This window comes from Sulfuracidifex metallicus DSM 6482 = JCM 9184, assembly GCA_032834875.1.
Lineage (GTDB): Archaea > Thermoproteota > Thermoprotei_A > Sulfolobales > Sulfolobaceae > Sulfuracidifex > Sulfuracidifex metallicus.
Window position 1 is genome coordinate 1,647,171 of sequence record CP135238.1, and the last position, 25,476, is coordinate 1,672,646.

Below are 25,476 nucleotides of genomic sequence, written 5' to 3' on the forward strand. Positions count from 1 at the left end.
TGAAGACGAAAATATCATAAACTACATTTCAATTGACAAATATGTGGGTAGAATTGAAACAAATATCACTGGACGAATTTTTAGAGTATTTACCTAAGCTCAACGACGAGCAATACTACTTATTTTATTTAATCTCTAGAGATAGAGAAGTGAGGGATGAGCTCGGAGTTAACATAGACAAGGTCTTGTTTAGGATATCCGAGGTAAATCCAAGTAGGGCAGTACAAATAATGAACTCGGTTAGAGAGATATCCGACGTTTTCACAGTAAGAGGTATACAAGTGAAAAAGGAATGGGTTAAGATTATGTTTGTGCTAAATCCAGTGAACTTTGTCAAGGCGTCGAGAGCGACGGCTACCAAGTTCGTACAGCAATGTGGTAACGGAAAGAAGCTGGATATAATGAAAATTTACAATTCGGAAATTTCCAGAAGTATCGACTTTAGAATCTTCATGATAGATGTGGACAACAAAAGTAGGGAGATAATTGAACAAATGAAAGGGCTGAAGGCAAGGCTTGTTATAACAACTAAGAGAGGTTTTCATATTCACGTTTGGAAGGAAGATATAATGGATCCACGTTCATTATTCAAAATTAAGGGTATCGAGGTTAAAACGAGGGATTCAATAGAATATGTACCTTTCGTGAATCAGGGGGTTTTACCCCTATAGCTTATAGAATAGACGATGCGGGAGAAGTAACAGAACTTTTATAGCAATATATTAAGAAAGACAGTAAGATATTGAAGATAATAATAAATGTTTAAGAATAACTAAAAATTCTATATTCTTTATTTTAATTTCTTTTTATCAGCAATATAACCCCTTATATCTTGTATCATTAAGTTATTGTATTCGCAAGCCTCTACGCAGTCTGCACATCCTATGCATGATATCCTGTTCATGAATCCTTTTTTCAAGATATCATCCCTGATCGTAATTTTAGACGGACAAGCCTTTTCGCAAGTTATTTCCTTACAAGTCTCGCAGAGTTTGACATCATTAGGCTTCACTTTGAACAGAACCTTGTTAAATATTCCCATGAAAGTTCCGTAACCGCACCAGCCTTGTCTGGCGCAAGAATAAGTTCCAAACACTGGAGTCATAAAGAAAAAGAACCACCAAACATAGTTAAGTGTAAACATTCCAAACAAGTCCAAAGGATTCAAGGTAGACATGCCTAATCTTAAGAAGCGAAGAACTCCCACTTCGCCCAATATCCACCATGAGAAGAATATCATCATCAAACCGAAGGGGATCCATCTGAAGTATTGCCAAAAGTTAGAGTTCTTTTTGGCTTTGAACTTGTCATAGTAAGCATTAGTCCACATATGGGCTGACATACATATGGTGTTGCAAAAGGCCCTTCTTCCGAACAGTATAGATGCTGTGGACATTATAACCATTGAAAGTATGAACCCGATTACTGTCACTGGAAATATCATACCACTCATACCAAAAATGTAAAAATTGGTATAATATGGCAGGAGCCATACGAAAACCGGCATGGCTATAATTATCATTAAAGCCCACCTTCTAACCTCAGATGACTTGGCATGCTTGTATCTCTCATAAACTAGGAATAGCATCTCTCCCCCCATCATTAAGATATAGAAAGGCATCATTGTAGTTGTCATAATCAACATATATGAAGCCCAGAAAATCGAAAACAAAGGATCGTGTAACATATTGGCTGACTTTTCTGCCATATTAATCATTGAAAGCGGATTCAGAGGGAACATCCACCATAAAGGATTGTTATGAGGACTTCTCATAGAACTCATAGAATTCATATGTCTTGGACTAAATATAGAATTAGTAACAACGAATCCAAGAACGCTTTCACCGAATCCCATTGTTAGCTCGGCTAAATTAATGAGACTCACGAACAGGAGAGACGTCCCTGCCCCAATTCTTATTTTCCTATCACTGAACTTGTGGAATATTAACATGAAATAAAACGCCATAGCTCCTATCATTGCTAGGGATATCATCATCAGTCCATCTCCTATCACGAACAAGGATAAGCCTAACATCATGAAGAAATCAAGCCCAGCAAGGGAAATTGAAAGTAACTGCGCGTTGAAAGAGGCTCTCCTTATTTCAATTAGATAAAGCGTAATGATATTTATTATCATTATTAATGAAGAAAATACTGAAGAGACTAGCCATACATTTTTATCAAATGCCAGAAAAACGTTAGGCATGAATGCCATGGATGATGCAAAGGTAAACAGAGCTAACTCTTTGACGTCAAATTTCACTTTATTTAAGGCTAAGAAGAATATTGCATCAGCCATCATCATAACTCCGAAGGCTGGGTTACTTACTGAAGACACGATAGGATTTAAATGAGGACCGAAGGCTGAAGAGTAGGCATAACCCATCGAAACTTCATCTAGAACTAGCGTCACAGTTAGAAGAGTGGAAGATATCATGTCATCTCTCCAATATCCCTTGTCTTTGACCTTTAAGGATAACAAGATAGGTATTGATGATATAAATATGGTAAATATTTCTACTAGTATGGATCCGTGGTAAAAGAGTATGTAACCTATATCGGTAGCCTCAGTGGACATATAAAGAAAAATGGAGGAAATGAATAAGACTGCTTTTCTAGATGCGTTATGGCTCCTGAAAAGAAGCCATAGTATGAAAAAATCTATGATCATCATGCCTGTCAAGTACGCTAGAACAGCAATTTGTTGATATTCCATAAAATGATTTTAGGTTTATAATTTATAAATTATTCAAGATTTTTCTCTAAAACATAGTTATCTTTGTTTAGTAAGCGAATTAAACCCTTTATTTTAACATGATAAATAATTATACCTAACTATTGTCTTGCCATAACAACTTTCAAATCTTTTTCAGTTCTGAAAAAGTTTTTAAAATATTTCAAATATAATAGTATATCTATAAGAATTATAGATGTTTAAATAATAATATTATATTATATAATAGCTTTTAATGTAAAGTATACAAATTTTAATTTAATGAAACCCTTAGGTTTTCTTAGTAACGGTCTAACCAGTGTCATTGTGAACGACGGTTCCGTGGTATGGTTTCCATTACCAAGATATGATTCACCTTCAGTGTTCACAAAGCTTTTAGACGATGAAGGAGGGGAGTTCTCTATCTCACCAGAGGAAGAATGTGACGTAAAAGTGAAATATGTTGCTGGTACAATTCTTTCCACTACTTTCTTGTGTAAAGATGGTAAGGCTGAGGTAATCGACTTGATGCCAATAGGAGAGAGGTCTTTAATTAGGCAAGTTAAAAGTGATATACCTCTCAATGTTAGCGTTAAGCCTCTCTTCAACTACGGCTTGTATAAGCCAGCTGTTGAAATAGAAAAGGATGGAATTAGATTCATAAACCCCCTAACGAGAGAATGTTTGGCTCTCATTCCTAATACAAACTTAATCCAACCGCCAGGTTTAACTTTATACTTGATATATTCTTCAGATTCGGCTTACGGACCATTTACTAAGAAAATGATAAAAAGAACAGTTAATAGATCAATTAAAAACACTCTTAATTTCTGGAGGAGTAAGGTTCCTCATCCTAAGAACGAAATCGACGTTGTTAAGTCAACTAGCATTTCAGCTTTACTGGGATCAATTTACTCTCCGACCGGGGCTTCAATAGCTGCACCTACAACTTCCCTTCCGGAATTAGAAGGAGGTACAAGAAATTGGGACTACAGATTCGCTTGGGTCAGGGATTCCTCAATGATATCGGAAGCGCTCATGACTTACGGTTACATAGTGGAAGCTAGAAGAGTGTTAAATTTCCTGTTAGGTTCATTGAACTTCTCCGGAAAGCCCTTTCTTCATCCACTTTACACTGTGGATGGAGGAGACCCACCTCCTGAAGAAAGTCTAATGTGGTTGTCTGGTTACGCATCGTCTAAACCAGTGAGAGTAGGCAATGCTGCAGCGTCCCAAGTTCAACTTGACGTAGAGGGATTCTTCGTAGACGCCGTGTATAGATACTATCAGATTACTAAGGATAAGGAGTTTATAAAGGAAAACTGGAATAAGTTAGAATATATACATGAATGGATATCAAAAAACTGGAAAATGAGGGATGCTGGAATGTGGGAAGATAGAGGTAAACCGAGGCATTATACACACTCTAAGGTTATGATGTGGGTAGCTTTGGATAGAGTGGAAAAGTTAGGAAGAGTAATAGGTAAAATAGTTTCAGGAACCAGTAAAAATAAATTAAGAGAATGGATAATGTCTAATTGTATCAAGTCAGGTTACTTGGTCAGGTACTCTGAATCCTCCGAGGTCGATGCAGCTCTTCTTACCCTTCCCATTTACGGTTTCCTCGATGTTAAAGAAAGGGTCTTTCTTAATACTCTTGTTTTAATAGAGAGAGATTTACTGAAGGACGGCTTCGTTAAGAGGTATAGGAAAGACTTCATGGGAGAAGCAACTCATCCTTTCGTGCTTGCTAACGTATGGCTTTCGAGAATCTACGCTAGGTTAGGGAGATATGATGAAGCTAGGCAGTTACTATGGAATGTGTTGAGGCCTTCCAAAGGGATATATCTATTGGGAGAACATATAGACGAAAATAAAGGAGAATACACTGGAAATTATCCTCAAATGTTCGTTCACGCTCAGCTGCTCTTAGCTATCAAAGAAATTAAGGACATAGATAAGGATATATCGACAGGAAAAGTTAAACCTCTTTCATGATTTTTTATATCCCTTCTTTTGTATCTTTCTAGCGTGGAAATAACCCTAACGGCGGATAAAGCTACCTTCTTCTCTATGAGTCCAATACCTAAAAGGTTAAATCCAGCACGGAGAAAGAAGTTTCCTCCTTATGGCCTAAGAAAGGTTGAGGCCATATTTAACAAGAAGGGGTTCCAAGTTTACATTTCTGAGCCTATGTCGATTAAGGAAGGCATCATAGGCTTATACGTAAATGACCCTTTCGGTATGACAGAAATATCTAGAGCAATTCATGAAATTTTTGGAGAGCCTCCACTTCAAGTGACGTCGTTCACAGAGCTTTCAGCTATGATCTCAAGGAGAAAGGATGAGGGTCAAAACATCAGAGTCGTAGTGGGAGGTCCGGGAGCGTGGGAAATTGCTATGAGGGATGCGCCATGGGTTAACACCGTGGTTTTAGGGGAAGCTGAAACGCTCTCTATTTGCGACATATTAAAGGGAGGTAAAGTAGTGAAAACGAGAAGGGCCAAGGAGGAAGAGTTCGTGTCTATCATTAAACCATCATCCTCTCCTGACGTCGAGATAAGTAGGACAGGGAGGAGAATACCATTAAATGTGATAGAACAAGAAATAAAAGTACAGCTAAGAAAACATCGGGACATTAACCTAATCACTGACGACATACTTCTCTGGGGAGAACAGCTCAAGCCATTACTGAGACTAGCAAAATTAGGCAAAAAGGTAACCTTCTCGCAGATATCTTCAGAACGTTTCTCTGAAGACTTAGTCAAGACGATTAAGGAAGAGCTTAATTTAAATGAAAATAATTGGAGATCTCCCGTATTAGCGTCTAATGGTTGTGTTCTGCAAAGAGTTCCCGACGTGATTAAGATTCTGAATTATCATTTCATTTACCCTATCATGTTCGTGAAGGAAGAAATGGCAGAAGAGGCCCTACAATTCAAGGCTATTGTAGTACCTATACCCTCAACTGAAAACTACTTCGATGTTCTATATAAAGTGTGGCTTGTTGAAAAGAAATTCCTGAAGATTCCCTTTTCCTCCCTTATAGACGTTATCCTTCAAAAGGCTAAAGAAACCAGGGGAGAATACTTAAGGAAATTGAATATAAGAGGGTTAGGATCTCTTAACTTGGTAACAATTATACTGGAAGGTTTCATAAATTCTATAAGACTCAGAACCTCTTGATTCTGAGTTTACTTTTTTAACGTTCATGCAATTTCATAACCCGATAGATATGGAGGCAATAGTCAAGAGGCCATATTATCATTTCGAGAACCCAAATAGGGTAAACAAGGAAAAAGAAGGAAGAGGATTTAGTTTAGGTGAGATATCTAAAGCTGGTTTAACTAAAAGCGAGATAAGGATTCTTAACGTGAGAGTTGACATAAGGAGGAAGTCCGTTTATGATTCAAATGTAGAAGCATTAAAGAAGTTAAAGAATGAGAAGAAAGACATGTTGGAGGAAGCTAAGAGAAAGAAGATGGAGGAAAACAAGAAGAAGGCTGAAAAAAGAAAGAACAAATCTAACAAGTCAGTGAAACACAGCGATAATAGTAAGTCAAGCGAGACAAAGGCTTAAGGTATAACTACAGCTCTTCCAATTATTTTATCTTCAATTATGTCGTTTATTGCTTCGTTAATTTCATCTAGCTTGTAAGGTACTGGTAATGTTTTAAAACTGCCTTGCTCATAAGCCTTAATTACGCCCTTCATGTCGTTCATGCTCCCGTATAAAATACCTCTTACTCTCAGTCCTCTTAGGACTATCAATTGTTCAGGAACGTTAAGAAATCCCCCGAATTCTCCCACTATTCTAAGTTCTCCTTCCCTGGAAAGTAACCACATTGAATCTTGTAAGGTTGACTCTGCACCTACAAAGTCTAATACATAATCAAACTTCCTTTGACTATACGAGAAAAGAGTTTGCGACATGTTCATGTTGTCCTTTCTCTTCATTAATACAGTTGGTATTCCTAATTCCTCCGCTTTAGCTAGTTTGGCTGGGTTTCTACCCCCCATGAGTATTTCGGCTCCTCTGCTCTTGAGTATTTGGGCTGCAATAAAAGCTACTGCCCCCGTTCCCAACAAGGCAACAGAGTCTCCCATACCTATTCCATTAGTTGCATTAAAGGCAGTTATCCCTGCGTCAGCAAGAGGAGCTAACTTGATTGGATCTCCCTCAACTTTAAAGAGATAAGATTCTGGTACCGAGACATATTCGGCGAAGCCGCCATTCATCTGTACACCTACTACCTTTACATTTTCACAATACTGAGGTTTTTCAGCTCTGCAATACTTGCAAGTTCCACATCCTATGTTGCTATAAAGTATTACTTGGTCTCCTCTCTTGAACCTTTTGCCGTCCTCTACTAATTCACCTACTATTTCATGTCCCAATATAACTGGTAGTTTAATTGATAAGTCTCCGTTCCATTCTCCTAGGACGAGATGAACGTCACCGTGGCAAATCCCTGCAGCTCTTACCTTAAGTATTACTTCTCCATCATTTCTCTGGGGAAAAGGAACCTCCTCTAATGAAAGCGGTTTTCCTTCCTCTTTGAACACCGCTGCCCTCATTACCATCCTGCCTTGAGATATGTATTTATTTCCCAAGGTGTAATTTCTCTTTCGTAGGTTTCTATTTCCGAATTTTTAAGCTCTAAGTAAGCTGTGTGAATTTCTTGACCTAAGGAATACATCATGTAGCTATCGTTTTCTAACTTTTCTAACGCTTCCTTCAACGTAGATGGAAGCTGGTTTGTGTACGTATTAACGTCGACCGAAAGCCCATTCTTAATTCCGTCTATTCCAGCGAAAATCATGGAAGCCAGGAATAGGTAAGAGTTAGTTAATGGGTCGGCTAACCTGAACTCCAGACTACGTGCGTCTCTAAAGTTGCTAGGTACTCTTATCATGAAATGTCTCTCACTTCCGACTCCGGGTACGCTTGGCGTGAATACTTCCCTAAATCTCTTGTATGAGTTAACGGTGGGGGCAGCGAAAGCCATGATTGAAGGAAGATGTTCCATTATCCCCCCTAGGAATGAATAAGCAATTGAGCTAAATCCGTTCTTGTCATTGGGGTCGTAAAGGACGTCCTTTCCATCTAGGGACGTCAAAGAGAAGTATACGTCCATGCTGCTTCCAGGGTGCTGTTTGAATGGCTTCGGCATGAACGTAGAATACATGTGGAAGAGCCTCGTTGTATCTCTTATAACCTCTCTGGCTGCTATAAGTGAGTCCGCAGATTCCATAGCTTCCATTTTAGCAAATGACACCTCGTACTGTCCTGGTCCATAATGTTTGTTAATGAGTTCCACTTGAACGCCAACGTTTTCCAAATTCTTAATCATGTTCCTCAGGAAGTTTTGCTCTTCCATAAGGCCTTCCGGCGAGAAAGCCTTAGCTGAGTCCGCAGGTTCCATAGTGTTCTCTTTCAAGAGATAGAAAGTAGGTTCAAATGAAACGTGCATTCTAAATCCCAATTCCTCCAAGGACTGGGTAGCCTTCTTCAATATAGTTCTGGAACAGTAAGGTGAAGGCGTACCGTCAGGCATGTTCATGAATGATAGAACCCTTGCTGTTCTTTCCAGATACGGTATCATTACGAAAGTGTTCAGATCGGGTATGGCAATTACGTCATCATACTTAGATTTAATTGGTCTATCTTGATAATCTAGAATAAGCAAGCTTTCAGGGAACAGAACTCCCTTAAGACCATTTGATATTTCTTCGAATTCAGCTCTCCTAAGGGATCTAGCCCTCGTGTTACCTAAAATATCTATGAACTCTACTCTAACGTAATCTATGTTGCCACTCTTTAATTGGTCTAAAATGTCACTTCTCGACAACTTTCACGCACCATCCGAGAGTTTCACTCGAATTCACTTAAAAATAAATAGGATTTTAAATCTATACACATCTGTCATTATCGTAATTAAAAAGAAATAAAAATAGAATAAAATCTATTTTTATTATTAATAATCTCATCATCTAGAACAGAGAGGAGGCTTTATAATCTTTTATGAAAGGGCATGAGGAGGTAAAATTAGCCTTTATAACTATTCTTCTTAAATGTTCTAGAAACCGTCTAGCCTAGGTCCGGGAGATATTCCAGAGATGATTATTTTCTTTGCACCCAATTTGTCTAACGTTTCCTTTACTACGTTTAAGTTTTTCCTTAACGTAAAGATGTGAGGATTTGGTCCTGCATCGAAAGTGTAACCTGCTATGTTTCCATCTCCGAAAGCCCTTATTACGTCAAGTGAGAAGGAGTTTAGGTAGATTAAAGGAGGAAATGAGTCCAGCATAACTGCGTGCATACTGTTACTATGTCTTATTGTAAGCTGGAAAAATCTCTGTGGATTCCTATTTTTAACTGATTCAATTACATCTGTGAAAGTGTTATTGACGAAGTCTAGCCTACATTTCAACAAGGCTGAAGATGTGGTGGTTAGCTTCATTCCTTGTCTGGAGGAAACTTGCTTCTTTTCCTCGCTGAATATAGGTATGATATCTACGAGTTCCTCCCAGTGGTCATAAGGAAACATGCTTTCACAGAAAGAATCATCTCCTTTATCAGAAGTCCCAGCATGCCAGATTACGAATCCTCCAAAAACGCTCCGACACGCACTTCCAGATCCGATTCTAGCTATTATGGACAACTCCTTAGTGTCTAGGGATAGACCTAACGCCTTAGCCGATGCAAGAGTAAGGGCAGCTATTCCTGCAGCTGAGGAGGCTAATCCAGCTGATTCTGGGAAGTTGGAGTAAGATTCTACTTTAGCGTAAATTTTCGTTCCAGATATCTCCCTTAGCTTGTTGAGGACCTTCCCAGCATATTCAACGGTTTTGTCCTCGGGCAACTTTTTTCCATTAATTATAACCTCGTCTTTCATCAATGACTTGTCGAACGTAACCCTAGTTTTAACTTTCAAAGCATCAAGGGAAATAGAGAAAGAATCGTTAAGTGGTAAATTTAATTTCGGGTCACCTCTTTTACCCCAATATTTGACGATAGCTATGTTAGATGGAGCCTCTGCCTCCCCTTCAAGCATCCTTTTTCAAACCCATATCTTCTTTCACTTTTATAACCTTGATGCCAATTCTCTCCCACAACGTTGAAACTTCATTTAAGCACTCACCTATAGCGAATATGGAATCTCCACCCCCAGCGCCAGGGGAAAGGGCTATTAGAGCTCCCCTTTTTTCACTTTCTTTTATTATCCTCTTTTCATTCTCGCTCATCAATGGGAAACCAGTTCTTTTGGCAACTAGCTCAAGGTAGCTTCTAGCCAGCTTTATATGAGGATAGGCACTTATCATATCCTTCCTTTTAATGTATTTGACAGCCATCTCGTTCTCTTGTTCTATCATCTCGAAAATTTCTTTGAACTCGGGTTTCTCTTTAATCTTAGTGAATTCAGTTACTAAGTTTACTGTATCTGCACTCCTTCCAGTAAACCCCATGATCATTTCGTATCCCTCTGGAATAGGAGTAACTTCTATTGACCAATCCTTACTTTCTACATCAGAAAAACGTCTATAAACTACGCTTCCGTAAACTGCTGTGGCTATGTCAAAGCCGCTTCCAATCCCCCTTTGTCTAAAAATGTTAGCTTTCTGAGAAAGATAATGTATCTCATTCAGGTCAAGTTTTCCAGTCAAGTAGTAATATAGGCATGCTGTCAGAGAGACCGTGGCAGCTGAGGAGCTTCCTAAACCAGTTTTTCTTCCCTCTATCAAGAATTCGGTATCGTTAATCAAGCTGATTTCTAAGTTTTTCACATCCCCTACTTTTTCTTTAATAACGGAGATCACTGAATCAATCAACTTGTTTTGTCCAGGCAGAAAATCTCCGTAAGAAGTGTGGAAACGAACGCCATTTCCCTCACCTAGAATGCTACACCTGACTCTTTTATCTATGGCTATTGAATGGGATATGCCTCCGAAAACAACAGTGTAACTTCCTATCCAAAGAATCTTACCTGGAGATGAGAAAGTTAATGTCTTCACGACAATAATTTAAGTCAAGCCCTTAATAATTAAACGATGGAGTTTCTTGATAAGAAGCACAGAATAGTATTGATGGCTGTAGCTCAAGGAGGACCTGCAGGAGTAACCAGGGAGGAGCTATTTCAAAACATGAAGCTAGTCATGAGTAAAGACACACTATCGGCAGTTTTGGAAGATCTTTACTTTAGCGGAGATATTAACGTTCTTAGGGATGGTAATGAGATTAGGTATCTAGCCTCAAAGGAGATTAGAGAGTCCATGATAGCATTGGAGCTTCAGAGATTTAGACTTGCTGGAAAATTGGAGAAACTAAAGGAAGCCTCCAAGAACGAGGGAAAAGATAAGGCCGAATTGCTCCTAAACGAGATAAAAGGCATAAGTGTTTCAATTTCCACGTCTATAATTAGTTTAATGAAGAACTCTCCTTCCTTGACCATTCCAGAATATATGGAATCTATAGATATTATAAACAAGGACTTCCTTTCGAAGATTGTACCTTTACTGGAGGAAAAACCTTCCCAAAGAGAGCTGGAAATTCTAATTGGGCTAGTATCAAAGTATCGTGGAGAAAAGGACGCTGAGAAATTGAAGCTAGCTTTAGAGAAGATAAGCCAAGCTAGACAAGTTCAGCAGAGCAAAACTCAGGATCTGGAGAATAAAGAGACAAATAATTCCTCCTAATTTTGGGAAAAAGTATTTTAACTGTACAAGTCTTTTACCTTATTAATAGTCTATATAAAAGTTAGTGAAGTTTTATTATGTAGAATAGAAGGTTGTATATAGAAGAAAGTTTATACGTATATAGAAAAGATTAATAAAGACAAAGAAGATAGTATGATCTGATAACGATGAGAGTTAAGAGGTCAAATGCTGAAATAATAGGAGATATATTGGAGGTTATAGACAGAGGATATAATAAGACATCTTCTCTGATGAAAAATGCAAATCTTAGTTTTACACTAACAAAGAAATACATAAACATGATGATCAGCAACGGCTTAATAGAGGAGGTAGATGGTGAGTATAAAATAACTGAAAAAGGAAGGAGGTTATTGGAGAATTTGAGAAGAATAAGGTCATTAGAAACAGAATTAGTAACGCTTTTAAACTCTATAAATGAAGATCTAGTTAATGGTTAATACTGAATTAGCGTTCCTTTTAATACCTACGCTGCTTACCGTTGCTTCTTCAATTTCATTAATATTATGTGAGGGCTAGGCTAGATGTAGTAAGGAAGGAAAACGAGAAATTAGAGGATCGATTGATCTTTCTGGCTTTCAAGAGCCTTATTAACTTCCTCTCCTCAGAGGAGGCATCCTCGTTAATTGAGGAATCAATAATAGGAGCTAGCATGAAGATAAATGGAGATGTTTTTATGAAGCAATTGGAGAAGCAGTGGCCAAAGGTTAGGATGAAGTTGAACAGCTTGTCTTCTATTATAAACGTAGAGAGGAAGATAGGCTTCCTATTAAGGACGTTTGAAAATAGCTATTATTATGTTTTAATCTCGTCCTCCAGCTCCATGTTGCTTACAACTGTGAGCCTTCTTATGTACGCCTTAGGCTTTGATTTTAGTTCAATGTTTGTAGCTGGTCTTTCAACTGCTGTAGTTATAATTTCAATATATTACGAAAAGAAAATGATTGACGGTTTCTCGGAGTATTTTAAGGTTTACTCTAAATACTACTAGATTAATAGTTCAATTACGTTCATGTTTTAGGACTAAAACGCCTTAATGTCTTAGAAACGTACCTAATTTCACGTAAGTTCTTTCATACTTTCTAAGGGTTCAACTTCTATCTTGTTCCATAGTACGCCTATTTGTGGAACTTCTACCGACACTATATCTCCATGTTTAAGGTAATTCTTATCTCCGAATTCCCCTACGCCTGCAGGAGTTCCTGTGGTTATTATATCTCCTGGCTTCAGCGTTATCCCTTTACTTATGTAAGATATCAAGGATGGGATATCGAATATCATATCGTCTATTGCTCCATCCTGAACTTTCTTTCCATTCACTCTGGTAATAATCCTGAGGGAATTGAGGTCGATCTCGTCCTTAGTTACAATCCAAGGTCCAATGGGCATACCGTAATCTAAGCCCTTTCCCTTTACCCAATTTAGTCCATATGGCTGAATTCCGGGGAATTGATAGTCCCTAAAACTAACGTCGTTGGTTATTGTGAAACCAAACACACAGTCTATAGCCCTCTCTTTATCTACGTCCCTACATCTCTTACCTATCACGACTCCTATTTCGCCTTCATAATCAACCTTGTTAAGATAAGGAGGAATAATTATTGGGTCGCCTACTCCTACTAACGTGTTTCTAAACTTGGTGAAAAAGTAAGGTTCCTTAGGAGGATTCATGGAAGATTCCTTGGAATGTGATCTAAAGTTAACGGCTGGAAGAAATATCTTCTCAGGATAAACTGGAGCTAAAAACTTCTTTATTTGGACTTCTTTCATTTTTAAAGATGAGATTTCATCTATTGCAGATATTACTTTTGATGAATCCTCAAAGAGGCAAGAAAACGCGTTATTTTGAGGATATAGAGCCTTTCCTTCCCTAATTATTACAGTTGCCTTAGTTCCTTGGCCTAAAATAGCGTAACCAATCTTCATAAATTAGAGTGTTCTGTAATCCCTATAAGTTTAGAATCAATGTAGTTAGTTGCTAAACTATGAAAAAGTGCATTGTTGCGGGAGGAATTCTTATAGAAGGAGAAAAAGTTCTACTTATAAAACACAAGAAACTCAATAAGTGGCTTTACCCTGGAGGTCATGTAGAGGTCAATGAAACCCCTAGGGAGGCCGCTGAAAGGGAATTCCAAGAGGAGACTGGTATTAAGGTTAAGGTTATTGGAGATAAATTTGATACAATGGATCCTCTGGTCTCTCCGGAACCGATGCCATTAACTATATCCATGGAAACTGTCAACTATCCCAATGAAATCCATTACCATTACGATTTAATATTTCTAGTTGAAAAGGTAGGTGGAGATCTTCTTGACGGCTCTTGGTTTTCGTGCGAGGATCTAGATAAGATAGATACGTATGAAAATGTTAGGAAGATATTAAGGCTGGCTTTCCAAAAAAGGAAAGAAGGAAAAAAGGTGAATTAACCTTTCCTCGTAAAGAGTAGTGTATTAAATAAGTTCTATTATATGTGAAAATATATATATAATTTTCTAATATTTTAAAATTACGTATAAAATAAAAATGCTGAGATATTCTTTACCTCTTTCTAAGCCTTGTTTTTCTCACCTTCAATAGTTTCCAGCTCGCCTGATGATACCTCTAACGGCTTAGATCTTGTCTCTGGTATAACTAACAGAGTGATAATCGCAGCAGTAAACATCAGTATTGACAAGAAGGTAATTGCAAAGGATATTCCGTAAGTAGCCATCAAGGAGGGAAATATGAAAGATGATATGGAAGCTCCTATCCTTCCCGCAGCGACTGTAAATGATTGCACTTCTCCTCTTACTCTGGTAGGTGATAATTCAACTCCTAACATCCCTGAGGCACTTATAGAGCCGGGTCCAGCTTGTTCCATGAAATTGAACATTCCATATAAAAATATTCCTAGAAGAGGAGAGAAAGCAGGGCCTATAACTAGAGCACCAGTCTTTATATCCAAAGTAGTACCAGTAACTGAAAGATACGTGCTGAAGGCTAATAGGAACGATGCCATACCTAAGAAGCCAACTACCTGAAGGGGTTTTCTTCCAACGCGATCTATGAGCAGAATAGCCATAATTCCGCCTGGCACAGTGAATGCAAATTCTGTTACGAACTGAAATAAAGAGGGCGTCAGTCCTAATACCTTGGCTATACTTGTTGGTCCGAACAATATTGAAGAGTAGGCCGCTATGTCAAATAAGAACCATAGTACCATAGCACCGAAGAACGTTCTGAAGTTCCTTCTAAAGTAATACCTAAGGGTTTTGTTATCCTTTAAGTCATTGTCCACATTTACATTTTGGCTGTTTGTTATTTCTCTTATTACTTCCTTCATTTCCTCCAAATCCCCTTTAATTCTACCTAAGTATCTAGCCGTCTCAGGAATTTTCCTCCTTAGGTAAATAACAGACGCTGCAGGTATTGCACCTGCTGCTAGAACGATTCTCCATATAATGTCTGGAGATATGTGGATTGAAGATAACAACAACGTTATGGCTGCAGCTGTGGTAGCGCCGAAACCCCAGAACATTCCGAATCCTAGTGCAATTATCTTTCCTCTGTCCTTGGCGTTGGTATGCTCGGCCATTATCATAGGCGATAATACATAATCTGCACCTATTCCCATTCCAAGTAAAAACCTGATTGCTATTAAGGTAGCTGCGTTAGGAGCCAATGCTTGTAATAACGCGCCTACAGTCATGAGACCAACGTCGATGCCGTAAAATTTCTTCCTTCCCATTCTAGATAATTGACCAAATATCAGTGCTCCAATAGCTGCACCTACCAACGCTGAACCTGCTACTAGGGAGTCATAAAGGACATATGATGAACTACCCTCCTTTATTCCATAGGAAGAAAGTACTAAACCCAGTACGATTCCTATCGACGATAAGTCGTATCCATCTGTAAATACTCCCATACCAGTGGTAAACAAGTTCTTGAAATGGAAAAAATTTAGTCTGGTTTCATCTAAGGACTTGAAGGGATTGCCTTTCATTTAGCTGTATTCAATAATATAGTTTTTAAACATTTTGAAAATATTCTATTTATCTCTCCTATATCTATTTATATCTATATATTTCTAGATAGTTTATGATGCATGCACATTTGCCTCGAGTTTATAAATTAAGATTTAATTTGAAAAATGCTTTAAAGTTAATTTTTATAATTGAAAATCTTTAAAAGGAGATGATAAGATTCAGTAGTATTGCTAAAGTTTAAAATTATTTTTAATAAATTTTATATGTAAATAGATAGAATAAATATTTATTACCATTGCTCACTTTCTAATTTTTTTAGAATATTAATAAAATAAAAGTCAACTTCTTTCGATGGAAGCGATCCTCTCGTATAGGGCCTTGTTTCTTGTAGATATAACTAACTTCTGTGATGATATCGAAAGTAAGAACTTTCCTACCTTCTCTACGTCTTCATCTTTTAAATGCTCTTCAGGCTCATCTACCAGAATTAGTGAGCCAGGCTGTGCAGATGCTATCAAAGCTATCATAATCACCAACGATTTTACGTGAACTGGAGCGTTGGAGAGCCTACTTTTTCCATACTGAACTATACCACCTTCTATTTTTACTTTGTCGTCTAAAAGATCTCCCAGTTCTAGATTATTTATTTCATCTATACCTTTCCTTAATCTTGAAAGCGCCCTAAGGTGAATGTCGTCAACGAACTGTATCATGTTTTCCTGAGGAATGCCTGATTCTAAGACATTTATCAAGTATCCTCTATCTGCAGGAATCAGGATTACCTCTTGGAATCCGGTCTCTTCCTCTAACTTCTTTCTATAGGAGGAAAGAATTGGTTCTATCATAGCTTCAAGTTCCTTGGATATCATATCCTCGAATTCAGAGTGTATGTTAAACGAACCTCCAAGAATCTCCTTGAGGCTTCTCCCTACCGCAGTTCTGAGTTCCTCTACCTTTATATCCCTATCCAAACCTCTGTCTTCAACTTTAACCTTTAGATCTGCTATCAATGAAACCTTGCCATGACTATAATCTAATTTCAAAATTATCGTAAGTCCCTTCATGCTAACCGATCTTAATCCATCGACCTCCCTGCTGGATTGTACGTCAAAGAGGTCCATCTCCACCTTTCTACCCATGATTCTTCCAACAACCCTCTGAAAGTCAAAGTCAGCCTCTATTCTTATTGGAGTCTCAAGAGACAAGGTAGAGTTCTCGAACTTCAGGGGAAGTGGTGTTCCAAGTTCCTTAAGCAATGGTATTGCCTTTGAAGGTTTGACCATCTTAAACGACACTTCCCTAAAGAAAACTATCAATGTGGTCAATGTCATGTAAAAGCTCTCCAACTTTCCTTCACTCTCTCTCGTTAGGGTTGAAGCTAGTTCCCAAGCAATTCTCTTTCTAATCTGGGAATAGCCTTCGTAGTCCAGAATATAGTAAGATTCGTATAAGTCTCTCAAGTCCTCGTAGCCGTAGACTGCAGATATTCCTTTCTCTTTAACTCTTTGAAGCAGGCTTTCCATTCTAGTTAATTTTCAGCATTGTTTAAATACTTTTCCAAGATGGCTATTGAATATTCGTATCTAAAGGAAGTGTCATGGTGACCTCCCTCGAATTCTTCGTATATGTGAGGTACGCCTCCTTTAGTTAGTAGCGAATGAAGTATCCTGCTTCCATATTGGATGTTATACTCATCTCTTCTTCCCACGTCTATAAATATTACACTTTTCTTGTTCAATTCATTGAAGTGGTTTTTGACGACCCTTGCGGGATCTTTTTCTAACCACCTTTTCCATACATCCTCTCTAATTTCTCCTGTATCCAAATCGAAGGGAAGATCAACATCAATACCATTAGGAGAGTAGAACGCGGCCATTGCCAGTATATTGAGGGTAGTAAGTTCGTCCTTTCTTTTTTTACTCTCTCTATTCCAGAAATTTTGGAGCCATTCCCTCCAAGAGGAAAACTTCCTCAACCTATCTATTGCTGTAGGGAAATCTGGAATGTAAATATACTCAAAGTAAGCATCGCCTGAGTGATCCGCTATGGCTTTAACTTCATTATGTCTCATACCAATCATCAGGGATCCGTATCCTCCTGAAGATTTTCCCATTAGAGCAACTTTATCAGTGTTATATTTCTCCGAAAAATACTTTATAATTTCAATTATAAAATCTTCATAGTTACCTACAGCTGAGGAGTTAAGGAATTGATTTCCTCCCATTTTAGTGAAAGTGTCAGGGAGAACCATGATCACGCCATTAGTTTTACCCTCGGAAATCATCCTTTCAAGTCTGGTTTTCATGTTCTCCGAGAAAGGATCGTAATTCAACATAGCTATTGAAGAGCTTAGAAACCCGCTCAGGTAAACAATCAATGGTTTTCCTTCAGGGTTGTTAGGCTCTAGTACAGCAATCTTCCTCCTATATAGGTCTCCTAAAGGGTTATCCTTAAGAGCCTCACTTTCGAAGTCTGTGAAATTTAGTCTCATGTCATGGATTAGCTCCTTGTTTTAAATAGAGTTTATCCTTAGAAATCGGCTCATTAAGGAAATTCTTGTATAAGATTCTATGATTATAATGAAACAGAAACTAGAAAGCTTTACGCGGATACATTTTGCTAGTTATAATTAAAAATGATTCTATATTCAATTTTTAATGTATTACAAAAAGTTTATTAAATGTTAAGATTGAAATTCGGGGAAGATACCTTTCTGATCATTCCAATTTTTAAATGTGAAATTGATATTCCCATAAATATGGAACTTGCAGTAGTCGTGGTAGTAGGATCAGACAAGCCTGGAATAGTAGCTGGTATATCCACTGAACTGGCAAGGAACAATGTAAACATAGTGGATATATCTCAAACCGTACTAAGGGGAGTTTTTTCCATGATCATGATTGTTGACATATCAAACTCCTCTTTGAAGATAGGCGAGCTTAGGGAGTCATTAAAGAACAAGGGAAAGGAGCTCAAAGTTGACGTTCTACTTTACCACATAGACGTATTTAGATACATGGAAAGGGTGTGACCATGTTCTCTCCCGACGAAATAACTGAAGTAATAAAGATGCTTAACGAGGAAGATCTAGACATCAGGTCAGTCACGCTTAGTATAAACACGATGGATTCAATTGATTCAAGAGAAGAGAACGTTATCTCAAAGCTTCTCTCTAAGATTGAGAAAATAAGACGTTTCTCTGACGCGGTTGATGAAGTAAAGGAGAAGTATGGAATTAGTATAGTAACTAAAAGGGTTTCGGTGTCCCCAATTCAATTCATGTTGGAACCAATGCCACAAGCTGACTTCTCAGTGAGGCTAGCTAAGACCTTGGAGGATATGGCAGAAAAGGGAAGGATAGACTACATTGGAGGTTTTTCAGCTTTCGCCGACAGAGGAACTTCCAGGAGTTCGGAGGTTTATCTCTCTTCGCTGTCCTCAGCAATGAACTCCACGACTAGAGTTGCTGGAGTTCTTTCTGCAGGATCTACATTTAGCGGGATCAATTTAGACTCTGTTAGGAAGTTTGTTTCTCAGATATTTCAAATGGAACCTCATGCATCATCCAGAACCGCTGTTATGGTGAACCTCCCTCCAGACTCTCCCTTTGTGCCTTCGTCTACCCACGGACTGGGAATGCCTGACGCGCAAATTAATGTAGCAGTTAGCGGTCCAGGTGTTATAGAGTCAGCTATACGCAAAAGTTCAGTTAACGACATAAGAGAATTACATAACCTAATCAAGAGGTACTCTTTTAAGGTAACAAGACTCGGAGAGTTAGTCGGCAGGGAAGTGTCTAACCTTCTAGGGGTTCCATTTGGAGCAGTAGACCTTTCTCTTGCACCTTCTCCTAAAACCATGGACAGTGTTGCGAGAGTTATAGAGTCCATGGGAGTAGAAAAGGTAGGAGGTTTCGGATCTCTAACTGCATTAGCAATCCTCTTGGACGCTGTAAAGAAAGGAGGTGCAATGGCAACGTCATCGGTAGGTGGTCTAAGCGGAGCCTTCATACCGGTGAGCGAAGACTCAGGAATGACCGAAGCAGCACTCTCTGGTTCACTCACGTTTGAAACCTTGATTATGATGTCCGCTGTCTGTAATACCGGAATAGACATGGTTGGAGTGAGCAAGGAATCCGATAAGTCAGAGGTTACTTCGCTCATACTGGATGAGCTCTCATTGGGTCTATCATTAAACAAATCTCTTGGCGTTAGGTTAGTTCCCATAGACGGTAAACCAGGAAGCATAGTGGACTTAGGCGGACTCTTGGGAAAGGTTGTCATAATGCCGCTTAAGGGGATAAAGAGTCAGATATCTAACATGAACGGCTTCATTCCAAACTTCTTAAAGAGGCTAGAATTTGGCTGAAAAAGATAGCCTAAGGTTAACTTCGTCAGATTTCAGCTAAACTCGTAACTTCTATAAAATTCTTCTATTATTCTCACGTGAATTTGAAATAAATTTTTACTAATTGATCTTAAGTTTTAAATAAAAGTTATTGATTTTCTTTGTCCTTCTACAGCTAAATGCCAGTCAACCTATAGAATAGCTTTAAAAGAAGGTCTGAGACGGCTTATTTAAAGACCAGTTTATGAACATACTAAAATATTTAGTTCCTTACATTATTTTTTCAATATTGTCATATTATTTTGCAAAGGATGGAGTTGAACATTCTTCTCCCGTCTTATTTATGGGAATAAGATACATTATAGCTGGGCTTCCCCTTCTAATGATAGTAAAGAAGATAGTAATAAACAAGGATACCATAATCTTGGCAATACTTACTTCAATAAGCTCGGTGCTATGGGGATATGGTCTACTATATGTGTCACCAGCTCAGTCCGCAGTTTTAAGCTATTCCATGCCAATATTTTCCCTCCCTCTGGCACTTATCCTAATTAGGGAGAGACCTCAAAAAGAAGAAATAATAGGACTGCTGGTTGCCACGTTCGGTTTAAGCATATATAGCATACCCTTGCTTAGCGGTTTCGAATTAGAAGGAAGCGAGCTTACCCTTATAAACGCTTTCTTCTGGGCTTCTTACACCGTTTACTATAGGAAGATGAAGGACATGGATCCTTTGATCGTAAATACTTCTCAGTTATTGTTGGGTGGAATAATGATGTTAATAGTTTCTCCCTTGTTTGGGCTAGAGATGCAATTGAACTTTGAAACGTTAACAGATCTCTTTTTCGTAAGTACTTTAGGTGGCTCAGTGACTTTCATATTGTGGAATGTGATGATGAAATACGAGAAAGTAAACAAGGTTACAGTAGCAAGCTTTTCTATCCCAATATTTAGTACTGTACTAGACTCAATTATAACATCTGATATTCCTTCCCTTTACTCAGTTTTTGGTCTATCCCTAATGGCAGTCGGAATTGGCGTGTCTAGATTAAAGGGCGGAGTTGGTAAGGTCAAGCCCAAGAGGCAGCTAAAAATTGTTCATAAAATATGGTGATATGAATAAACATCTAAAAAAATCTTTTTGAGATAAGAAAACTATTTTCAAAATTACAACTGAAGTTTCTCATATATAATGTTACATAATAAAGAATTTAACTTCTTTGAAGATAAATATAGGAAGTCTTAAATTCTACTCCTTTTCCATTTATATGTGGAAAATTCCACTGCAGGACTGACGTTGGTCCTGTTCATCGCTTCTATACTAGGGCTTCTTTTAAATAGGATGAAGTTATCCCCAGTGTTGGCATATCTGCTTGCAGGGTTTTTAGGGAAGTACCTAGGTTTCTCCTATCCTACAGATCTATTTGACTTTCTGACTCTTTTAGCAACAGGACTTGTATCCTTCGAGATAGGAGCTTCTCTCGACGTAAAGAATCTTCAGTCTATTGGTAGAAGAGTCACCCTCACAGTTATTATAGAAACGTCGATAGTAATGGCTACGGTCTTCATTATCTCTAGGTTATTGGACATTTCGTTGATACAAACAGTCATGATAGGGATAATAGGCATTGACTCAAGCACGAGCATCGTTTACAAGTTGTCCGAGAAAAGGATAGATCCTAAGGATAGATCCTTCATGTTAGCGGTAAGCTCGTTAGAAGATGTCATGGTTTTCGTACTGTTCGCTTCACTGCTCGGACAGAGCGTAATTTACACCTTGTTCTTTTCTATGGCTTCCCTCCTTATCGGTATAGGGTTGTCAAGATATTTTATAAGGTATAATGTGTCATTGGGCAGTGAAGCCATCATCCTGTCCGCAATCTCATCTATTTTTCTATTTAATTTAATAAGCGGTTTAGTTGGAATTCCATCTTCCCTTGGATCTTTCATTTTAGGTCTATCAGTTGCAAGTGCAGTTAGAAACGCAGAGAAGGTAGTTGATAGTTTAAAAGGAATTAGAGACTTTTCCCTCATTTTCTTCTTCATAATCGCTGGGACTTTCTTTCAATTTTCCTGGGACGCATTACCATTTCTAATAGTGCTTATGGTAATCAAATATCTAGCTTTTAGTTTTGGGGCGTGGTTAACTGGAGACCAGTTTCTGAAGGCTTTCAGGTTAGGTCTCTATATGATATCCCTAAGCGAATTCGGTTTGATACTCTCCCTTAACGCGATTCAGTTAGGTTATTCAGTTCCTTTAGCTTACGATGTGTCTACCTTGATCATTACTGGATCTTCTACTATTTCCTCCATTTTACTGCTGTTTGAAAAGAGAATTCTAAAATGGATATACAAAATTTCCCAGATCCAGTTTATATCTCAGTTAGACTACATCATAGCTTCTATTTCCAAGAAGGAAGTGAAGATTAAATATCCTTATTTTCTTCTAATTTTAACAAAATTTTCATTTTATAGTATAGCATTACTTTTCTCGTCCTACGTTATAGGGACGTTTCTTGAACTATTTTTACCTAATTATCTTACAATTTTAGCGAGAGCAGTGCTATTTCTCTTCACTTGGATATCTATAACACTACTTTGGCTTTTCGTTGTAAGAAGATTAACTCAGAACATAGAATCTTCGTTGAGAGATATGGTAAGGTGGACTCTTTACGTGTTATCAACTTTGCTTTCAATAGATTGGATGGTAAGCGGTGTCGACGTTTACTCACTCCCTATACCTGGAACATATCTGTTACTATTTTTCCTCGTGTTTATAGCAATATTTTCAATCATATTCAGGAAAAGAGTAGAAGGTTTGATAGAAAATAGGATCAGATAACAGATACCTTATAAGTACCTTATAAGAATTTTTAAAAACTGCTAGTGGAATAGAATGACCTTTAGAGGGCATCGAAAAGGTCAATTTTTAAGATTATGGTGTTTTTAGAGGTAAGTAAAAAGATCTAAATAGACTCTGAAGCCTAGTAGTTATAAATATTAAGAAGATCTACCTATTAGTAATTATATATGGTTTATAGGCAATGTATAAGGGGCAGTGGACAGCTTTGTGAGCTAGAAGTTCAAGTTAGCGATGATAATGAAGTTTACGTGATAAAGAACGGGATAATCAAAAGAGTGAAGAGTTATAGTGACATAATGTCTTATATATCAACTTTGACGCCAGCTTTCAGGGCGATAGTAATAGGTAAACTTGAGGAAGGAGATAAGTTGTATACTGACCTTGTTTAATTTGAAATAACTTTTTTCCCTTATGATTAAACCTATATCTTTTACAAACTTAAAGTGCGTATTTCCTATCCTTTCTCTCAACTGTGTCTTTGATAGACTTTCGTTAAACTTCATATCGTTAAGTAATTCCATTAACTCCTTGACTCTTCTGTGAATTACTGATCTCCAAATACTGTTTTACCTCCTCTTCTATAAAATTAATGCTCTGAGATATTTCGTATAGTTTTTTTATTTTTATTGCTAGCTTTTTGTCTTTCTCTGTAAGTTCGAAATAACCATTTTCTTTCTTTTTTACAATATTTTTTTCTATTAATTCTTCTATATGTTTATCGAAAATAATTGAATTTATTCCCAAAGATTTAATTATTATAGATCTATTTTCTTGGCCTTCATATATTGCCAAAATAATTTCCATATCGAGGCACATAGAGCTTCTTCTAATTGTCATTAAATCTCTCTATTAAAATAAAATACTTATAATCAATACTATATGGATAGTAGCCATAACTGGCGATACGTTATAATTTTAAATATACATATGATATCGAGAAAAAAGTTTTTATTAGACCAACTCCTAGATATAGGTTTTATAGTGAAAAATGTATTAAAATAAAAGAAGATTCATAGAGTCTTGCCCATTGAATACAGAATAGTGAGTAGATAGTCCCTAAGTTCTCTCGTAATGAGAAAGTTTTGTCTTACATGTTCCTTAGCTCTCGCGCCTAGAACATTACCATATTCCTTGTTCTTTAACAGGAAAGTCATGTAATGGGAAGCTCCTTCCACACTGTCAACAAGGTATCCCGTGATTCCGTGTATTACTTGCAGCGGTATGCCACCAGTGTTTCCACCTATTACTGGTCTCTGTTTCCACATTGCCTCACTAACGGTTAGACCAAAGCCTTCCTTTATTGACTTCTGCATTACCACTGCTGAAGCCCTCTGAAATGCGTTAATTTCTAGATCGCTACCTGCAGGTAACATTAGTAAGTGTATGTCCTTTTCATCTCCAACTTCCTTTACTACCTCCTTGTATACTATCTCTCCTTCAGGGTCGTCCGATGCGGGGCTTCCTACGTAAACAAGTTGAGAGTCAACATGAGCTCTGGTCAATTTAAATGCCCTTATCACGCCAATTGGATCCTTGGCACGATCGAACCTGGATACTTGAGTTATTATAGGTTTATTCTCATCTATTTCATATTTTCTCAGTACTCTCCTTACTGTAACGTCATGGATGAATCCGTTCTTTATCGAGAGAGGATCTATTGAGGGAGGTATTACGAACTGTGGAATATCTAGATCGTCCCTACCAAAAGAAGGAACTGAAACTATCATACTTTTGTACTGAGATACGTAATGGCTCAAGAACTTCCAAACCGGAGGAAATGGATTTGAAATATCTATATGGCATCTCCATATCCAAGTGTTGTTCTTCTTGTACTTCACAAGACCTGCAGGTTGAGGGTCATGTATGAACATTACGTCATAATCCAGTGGTACTTCAGTGGAGTTTATCTCTTGCCACTTATCATAGATCTTGAACTGTTCATCGTTAAGGCTACCCGTACCGTTTTGTAAAGAGTTATGAAAAGATTTAGTAACATTAAAGAATTCGGAATCCCCCTAATGATCTTCCAGTCGACGTTTATCCCTAGATCCTTCATAAGGGGAACCATTCTATTTAAGATTTCGGCAACTCCTCCTCCTGCCTTAGTTGAGTTCACATGGAGTACTGAGACTCCCTTTAGCTTCTCCGCAATCTTTACAATGCCGTCTATTTCTTGCTCTCCTACTACAGAAGCGTATTTTTCTATCATAATAGCTCACCCTCCAAGGTTTGTATTATGTCATCCCTTAACCTCTCTTCATCGGTGTAAGTTTGAGGATCGATTATTGACAACTTAGACGCAACGTCGGTAAGACCGAAGTTTTCCTCTAGCCATGCTGAGAAGTCGTTCTTTTTTGACATTCCAAGTATTCTTTTTGAAACGAAATGCCAAACTATGGCCCTAGGATCTATGGTAGCTATTGTATCAAGGAACTCAGCTAAAGTAGAAGCCCTCCTTCCGGTGTCGTACACTATTGGATAACAAGATACGAAGACAAATGGTCTTAAGCCTTCCCTTACAGATTTATACGAGTTTATGATCTCTATGAGCTCCTTTCTTACGTCTTCTGCGTCTCGCGGTTCAGCTCCTGGGATATCAGCTATTTTTTCTGCAAGCTCCCTTAATCCAAGCGACTGGTCTATCCATACTGCAAAGTCATTAGGTAAGTCCTCCGCAACCAGATGGGACGTAAATATTGGATGAAATATATGATAGAAAATGGAGTACTTGTCAGCCTTCTCGATAGCACCTGCCAATTGAACCAAGTTGCTTGCCTTCAACTTAGAATATATTTTAGGGTAATAGGCCCCCTGAAAAACGAAAGGGATACCTTTCCCACTACTGTAAAGATCTATCATCTCCTATTAAT

General features: G+C 37.9%; 24 protein-coding genes and 1 pseudogene. 13 read left to right on the forward strand and 12 right to left on the reverse strand.

Going from position 1 to position 25,476, the window contains the following annotated elements; genetic code table 11:
* Positions 1-53 precede the first annotated feature (53 nt).
* Complete coding sequence (locus RQ359_RS09150; protein WP_457921170.1) at positions 54-671, forward strand: hypothetical protein; 618 nt, start codon at positions 54-56, stop codon at positions 669-671.
* A 119-nt stretch (positions 672-790) separates the two neighbouring features.
* Here RQ359_RS09150 and RQ359_RS09155 read toward each other — a convergent pair whose 3' ends face one another.
* Positions 791-2,716 carry a 4Fe-4S binding protein gene (locus RQ359_RS09155; protein ID WP_156016763.1) on the reverse strand — a complete coding sequence of 642 codons (1,926 nt, stop codon included), beginning with the start codon at positions 2,714-2,716 and terminating at the stop codon, positions 791-793.
* A gap of 279 nt (positions 2,717-2,995) precedes the next feature.
* On the opposite strand from RQ359_RS09155, the gene treH1 reads away from it, so the two are divergent.
* From treH1 to RQ359_RS09170, 3 genes are read left to right on the forward strand one after another with little or no spacing between them, the layout of a single operon-like run.
* On the forward strand, positions 2,996-4,711 hold the full coding sequence (gene treH1, locus RQ359_RS09160) for an alpha,alpha-trehalase TreH1 (RefSeq protein ID WP_457921171.1): 1,716 nt from the start codon (positions 2,996-2,998) through the stop codon (positions 4,709-4,711).
* A gap of 33 nt (positions 4,712-4,744) precedes the next feature.
* Entirely contained in the window at positions 4,745-5,899 is a 1,155-nt protein-coding gene (locus RQ359_RS09165) for a radical SAM protein (protein WP_157042914.1), read from the forward strand.
* Positions 5,900-5,924: 25 nt separating this feature from the next.
* On the forward strand, positions 5,925-6,293 hold the full coding sequence (locus tag RQ359_RS09170) for a ribosomal protein L13e (protein ID WP_083476898.1): 369 nt from the start codon (positions 5,925-5,927) through the stop codon (positions 6,291-6,293).
* Here RQ359_RS09170 and RQ359_RS09175 read toward each other — a convergent pair.
* The 4 genes from RQ359_RS09175 to RQ359_RS09190 all read right to left on the reverse strand — a co-directional run bounded on the left by RQ359_RS09175 (position 6,290) and on the right by RQ359_RS09190 (position 10,729).
* Positions 6,290-7,291: an alcohol dehydrogenase catalytic domain-containing protein gene (locus RQ359_RS09175; protein WP_054837963.1), complete on the reverse strand. Its 1,002-nt coding sequence runs from the start codon at positions 7,289-7,291 to the stop codon at positions 6,290-6,292. The two genes, RQ359_RS09170 and RQ359_RS09175, sit on opposite strands and share 4 nt — an antisense overlap.
* Entirely contained in the window at positions 7,291-8,565 is a 1,275-nt protein-coding gene (locus RQ359_RS09180) for a glutamine synthetase family protein (RefSeq protein ID WP_156016757.1), read from the reverse strand. Before RQ359_RS09180 ends, RQ359_RS09175 begins: the two co-directional genes overlap by 1 nt.
* Positions 8,566-8,793: 228 nt before the next feature.
* Complete coding sequence (gene mvaD, locus RQ359_RS09185; protein ID WP_156016755.1) at positions 8,794-9,771, reverse strand: diphosphomevalonate decarboxylase; 978 nt, start codon at positions 9,769-9,771, stop codon at positions 8,794-8,796.
* Positions 9,764-10,729, reverse strand: coding sequence for a GHMP family kinase ATP-binding protein (locus tag RQ359_RS09190; protein ID WP_338116976.1), 966 nt, complete (start codon positions 10,727-10,729; stop codon positions 9,764-9,766). The genes mvaD and RQ359_RS09190 overlap by 8 nt, the downstream gene beginning before the upstream one ends.
* Before the next feature lie 36 nt (positions 10,730-10,765).
* Between RQ359_RS09190 and RQ359_RS09195 the strand changes: the two genes are divergently transcribed.
* The 3 genes from RQ359_RS09195 (at position 10,766) to RQ359_RS09205 (ending at position 12,419) form a co-directional block, all read left to right on the forward strand.
* A complete protein-coding gene (locus RQ359_RS09195) occupies positions 10,766-11,410 on the forward strand; it encodes a hypothetical protein (RefSeq protein ID WP_156016753.1) in 645 nt (214 codons plus the stop codon).
* Positions 11,411-11,577: 167 nt separating this feature from the next.
* A complete protein-coding gene (locus tag RQ359_RS09200) occupies positions 11,578-11,868 on the forward strand; it encodes a winged helix-turn-helix domain-containing protein (protein ID WP_156016751.1) in 291 nt (96 codons plus the stop codon).
* 68 nt (positions 11,869-11,936) lie between these two features.
* The gene (locus tag RQ359_RS09205; protein ID WP_156016749.1) at positions 11,937-12,419 is read left to right on the forward strand and encodes a hypothetical protein; all 483 of its coding nucleotides are present in this window, start codon (positions 11,937-11,939) and stop codon (positions 12,417-12,419) included.
* Between the two features lie 68 nt (positions 12,420-12,487).
* Here the strand turns inward: RQ359_RS09205 and RQ359_RS09210 are convergent, their stop codons facing one another.
* Positions 12,488-13,354 (reverse strand): fumarylacetoacetate hydrolase family protein, encoded by an 867-nt coding sequence (locus RQ359_RS09210; protein ID WP_156016747.1) that lies wholly within the window; start codon positions 13,352-13,354, stop codon positions 12,488-12,490.
* Positions 13,355-13,413: 59 nt separating this feature from the next.
* Between RQ359_RS09210 and RQ359_RS09215 the strand changes: the two genes are divergently transcribed.
* A complete protein-coding gene (locus RQ359_RS09215) occupies positions 13,414-13,854 on the forward strand; it encodes an NUDIX hydrolase (protein WP_156016745.1) in 441 nt (146 codons plus the stop codon).
* Between the two features lie 122 nt (positions 13,855-13,976).
* Here RQ359_RS09215 and RQ359_RS09220 read toward each other — a convergent pair whose 3' ends face one another.
* From RQ359_RS09220 to RQ359_RS09230, 3 genes are all read right to left on the reverse strand, one after another.
* Positions 13,977-15,413, reverse strand: a complete 1,437-nt coding sequence (locus RQ359_RS09220; protein WP_156016743.1) for an MFS transporter — start codon at positions 15,411-15,413, stop codon at positions 13,977-13,979.
* A 321-nt stretch (positions 15,414-15,734) separates the two neighbouring features.
* On the reverse strand, positions 15,735-16,919 hold the full coding sequence (locus tag RQ359_RS09225) for a hypothetical protein (RefSeq protein ID WP_156016741.1): 1,185 nt from the start codon (positions 16,917-16,919) through the stop codon (positions 15,735-15,737).
* A gap of 5 nt (positions 16,920-16,924) precedes the next feature.
* Entirely contained in the window at positions 16,925-17,887 is a 963-nt protein-coding gene (locus RQ359_RS09230; protein ID WP_156016739.1) for an alpha/beta hydrolase-fold protein, read from the reverse strand.
* Between the two features lie 267 nt (positions 17,888-18,154).
* Between RQ359_RS09230 and RQ359_RS09235 the strand changes: the two genes are divergently transcribed.
* From RQ359_RS09235 to RQ359_RS09255, 5 genes are all read left to right on the forward strand, one after another.
* Positions 18,155-18,427 (forward strand): ACT domain-containing protein, encoded by a 273-nt coding sequence (locus RQ359_RS09235; protein WP_054838744.1) that lies wholly within the window; start codon positions 18,155-18,157, stop codon positions 18,425-18,427.
* Between the two features lie 2 nt (positions 18,428-18,429).
* On the forward strand, positions 18,430-19,764 hold the full coding sequence (locus RQ359_RS09240) for a DUF711 family protein (protein ID WP_156016737.1): 1,335 nt from the start codon (positions 18,430-18,432) through the stop codon (positions 19,762-19,764).
* A 268-nt stretch (positions 19,765-20,032) separates the two neighbouring features.
* A complete protein-coding gene (locus RQ359_RS09245) occupies positions 20,033-20,857 on the forward strand; it encodes a DMT family transporter (protein WP_054838742.1) in 825 nt (274 codons plus the stop codon).
* A 156-nt stretch (positions 20,858-21,013) separates the two neighbouring features.
* Positions 21,014-22,585, forward strand: coding sequence for a cation:proton antiporter (locus RQ359_RS09250; protein ID WP_054838741.1), 1,572 nt, complete (start codon positions 21,014-21,016; stop codon positions 22,583-22,585).
* 188 nt (positions 22,586-22,773) lie between these two features.
* Positions 22,774-22,995 (forward strand): hypothetical protein, encoded by a 222-nt coding sequence (locus tag RQ359_RS09255; RefSeq protein WP_457921172.1) that lies wholly within the window; start codon positions 22,774-22,776, stop codon positions 22,993-22,995.
* 118 nt (positions 22,996-23,113) lie between these two features.
* Here the strand turns inward: RQ359_RS09255 and RQ359_RS09260 are convergent, their stop codons facing one another.
* The 3 genes and pseudogenes from RQ359_RS09260 to RQ359_RS09270 form a co-directional block, all read right to left on the reverse strand.
* A complete protein-coding gene (locus RQ359_RS09260) occupies positions 23,114-23,443 on the reverse strand; it encodes a winged helix-turn-helix domain-containing protein (protein WP_457921173.1) in 330 nt (109 codons plus the stop codon).
* Positions 23,444-23,616: 173 nt separating this feature from the next.
* Positions 23,617-24,815, reverse strand: a pseudogene (locus RQ359_RS09265) (glycosyltransferase).
* A complete protein-coding gene (locus tag RQ359_RS09270) occupies positions 24,812-25,465 on the reverse strand; it encodes a DUF5752 family protein (RefSeq protein WP_156016729.1) in 654 nt (217 codons plus the stop codon). Before RQ359_RS09270 ends, RQ359_RS09265 begins: the two are co-directional and overlap by 4 nt.
* Positions 25,466-25,476 lie beyond the last annotated feature (11 nt).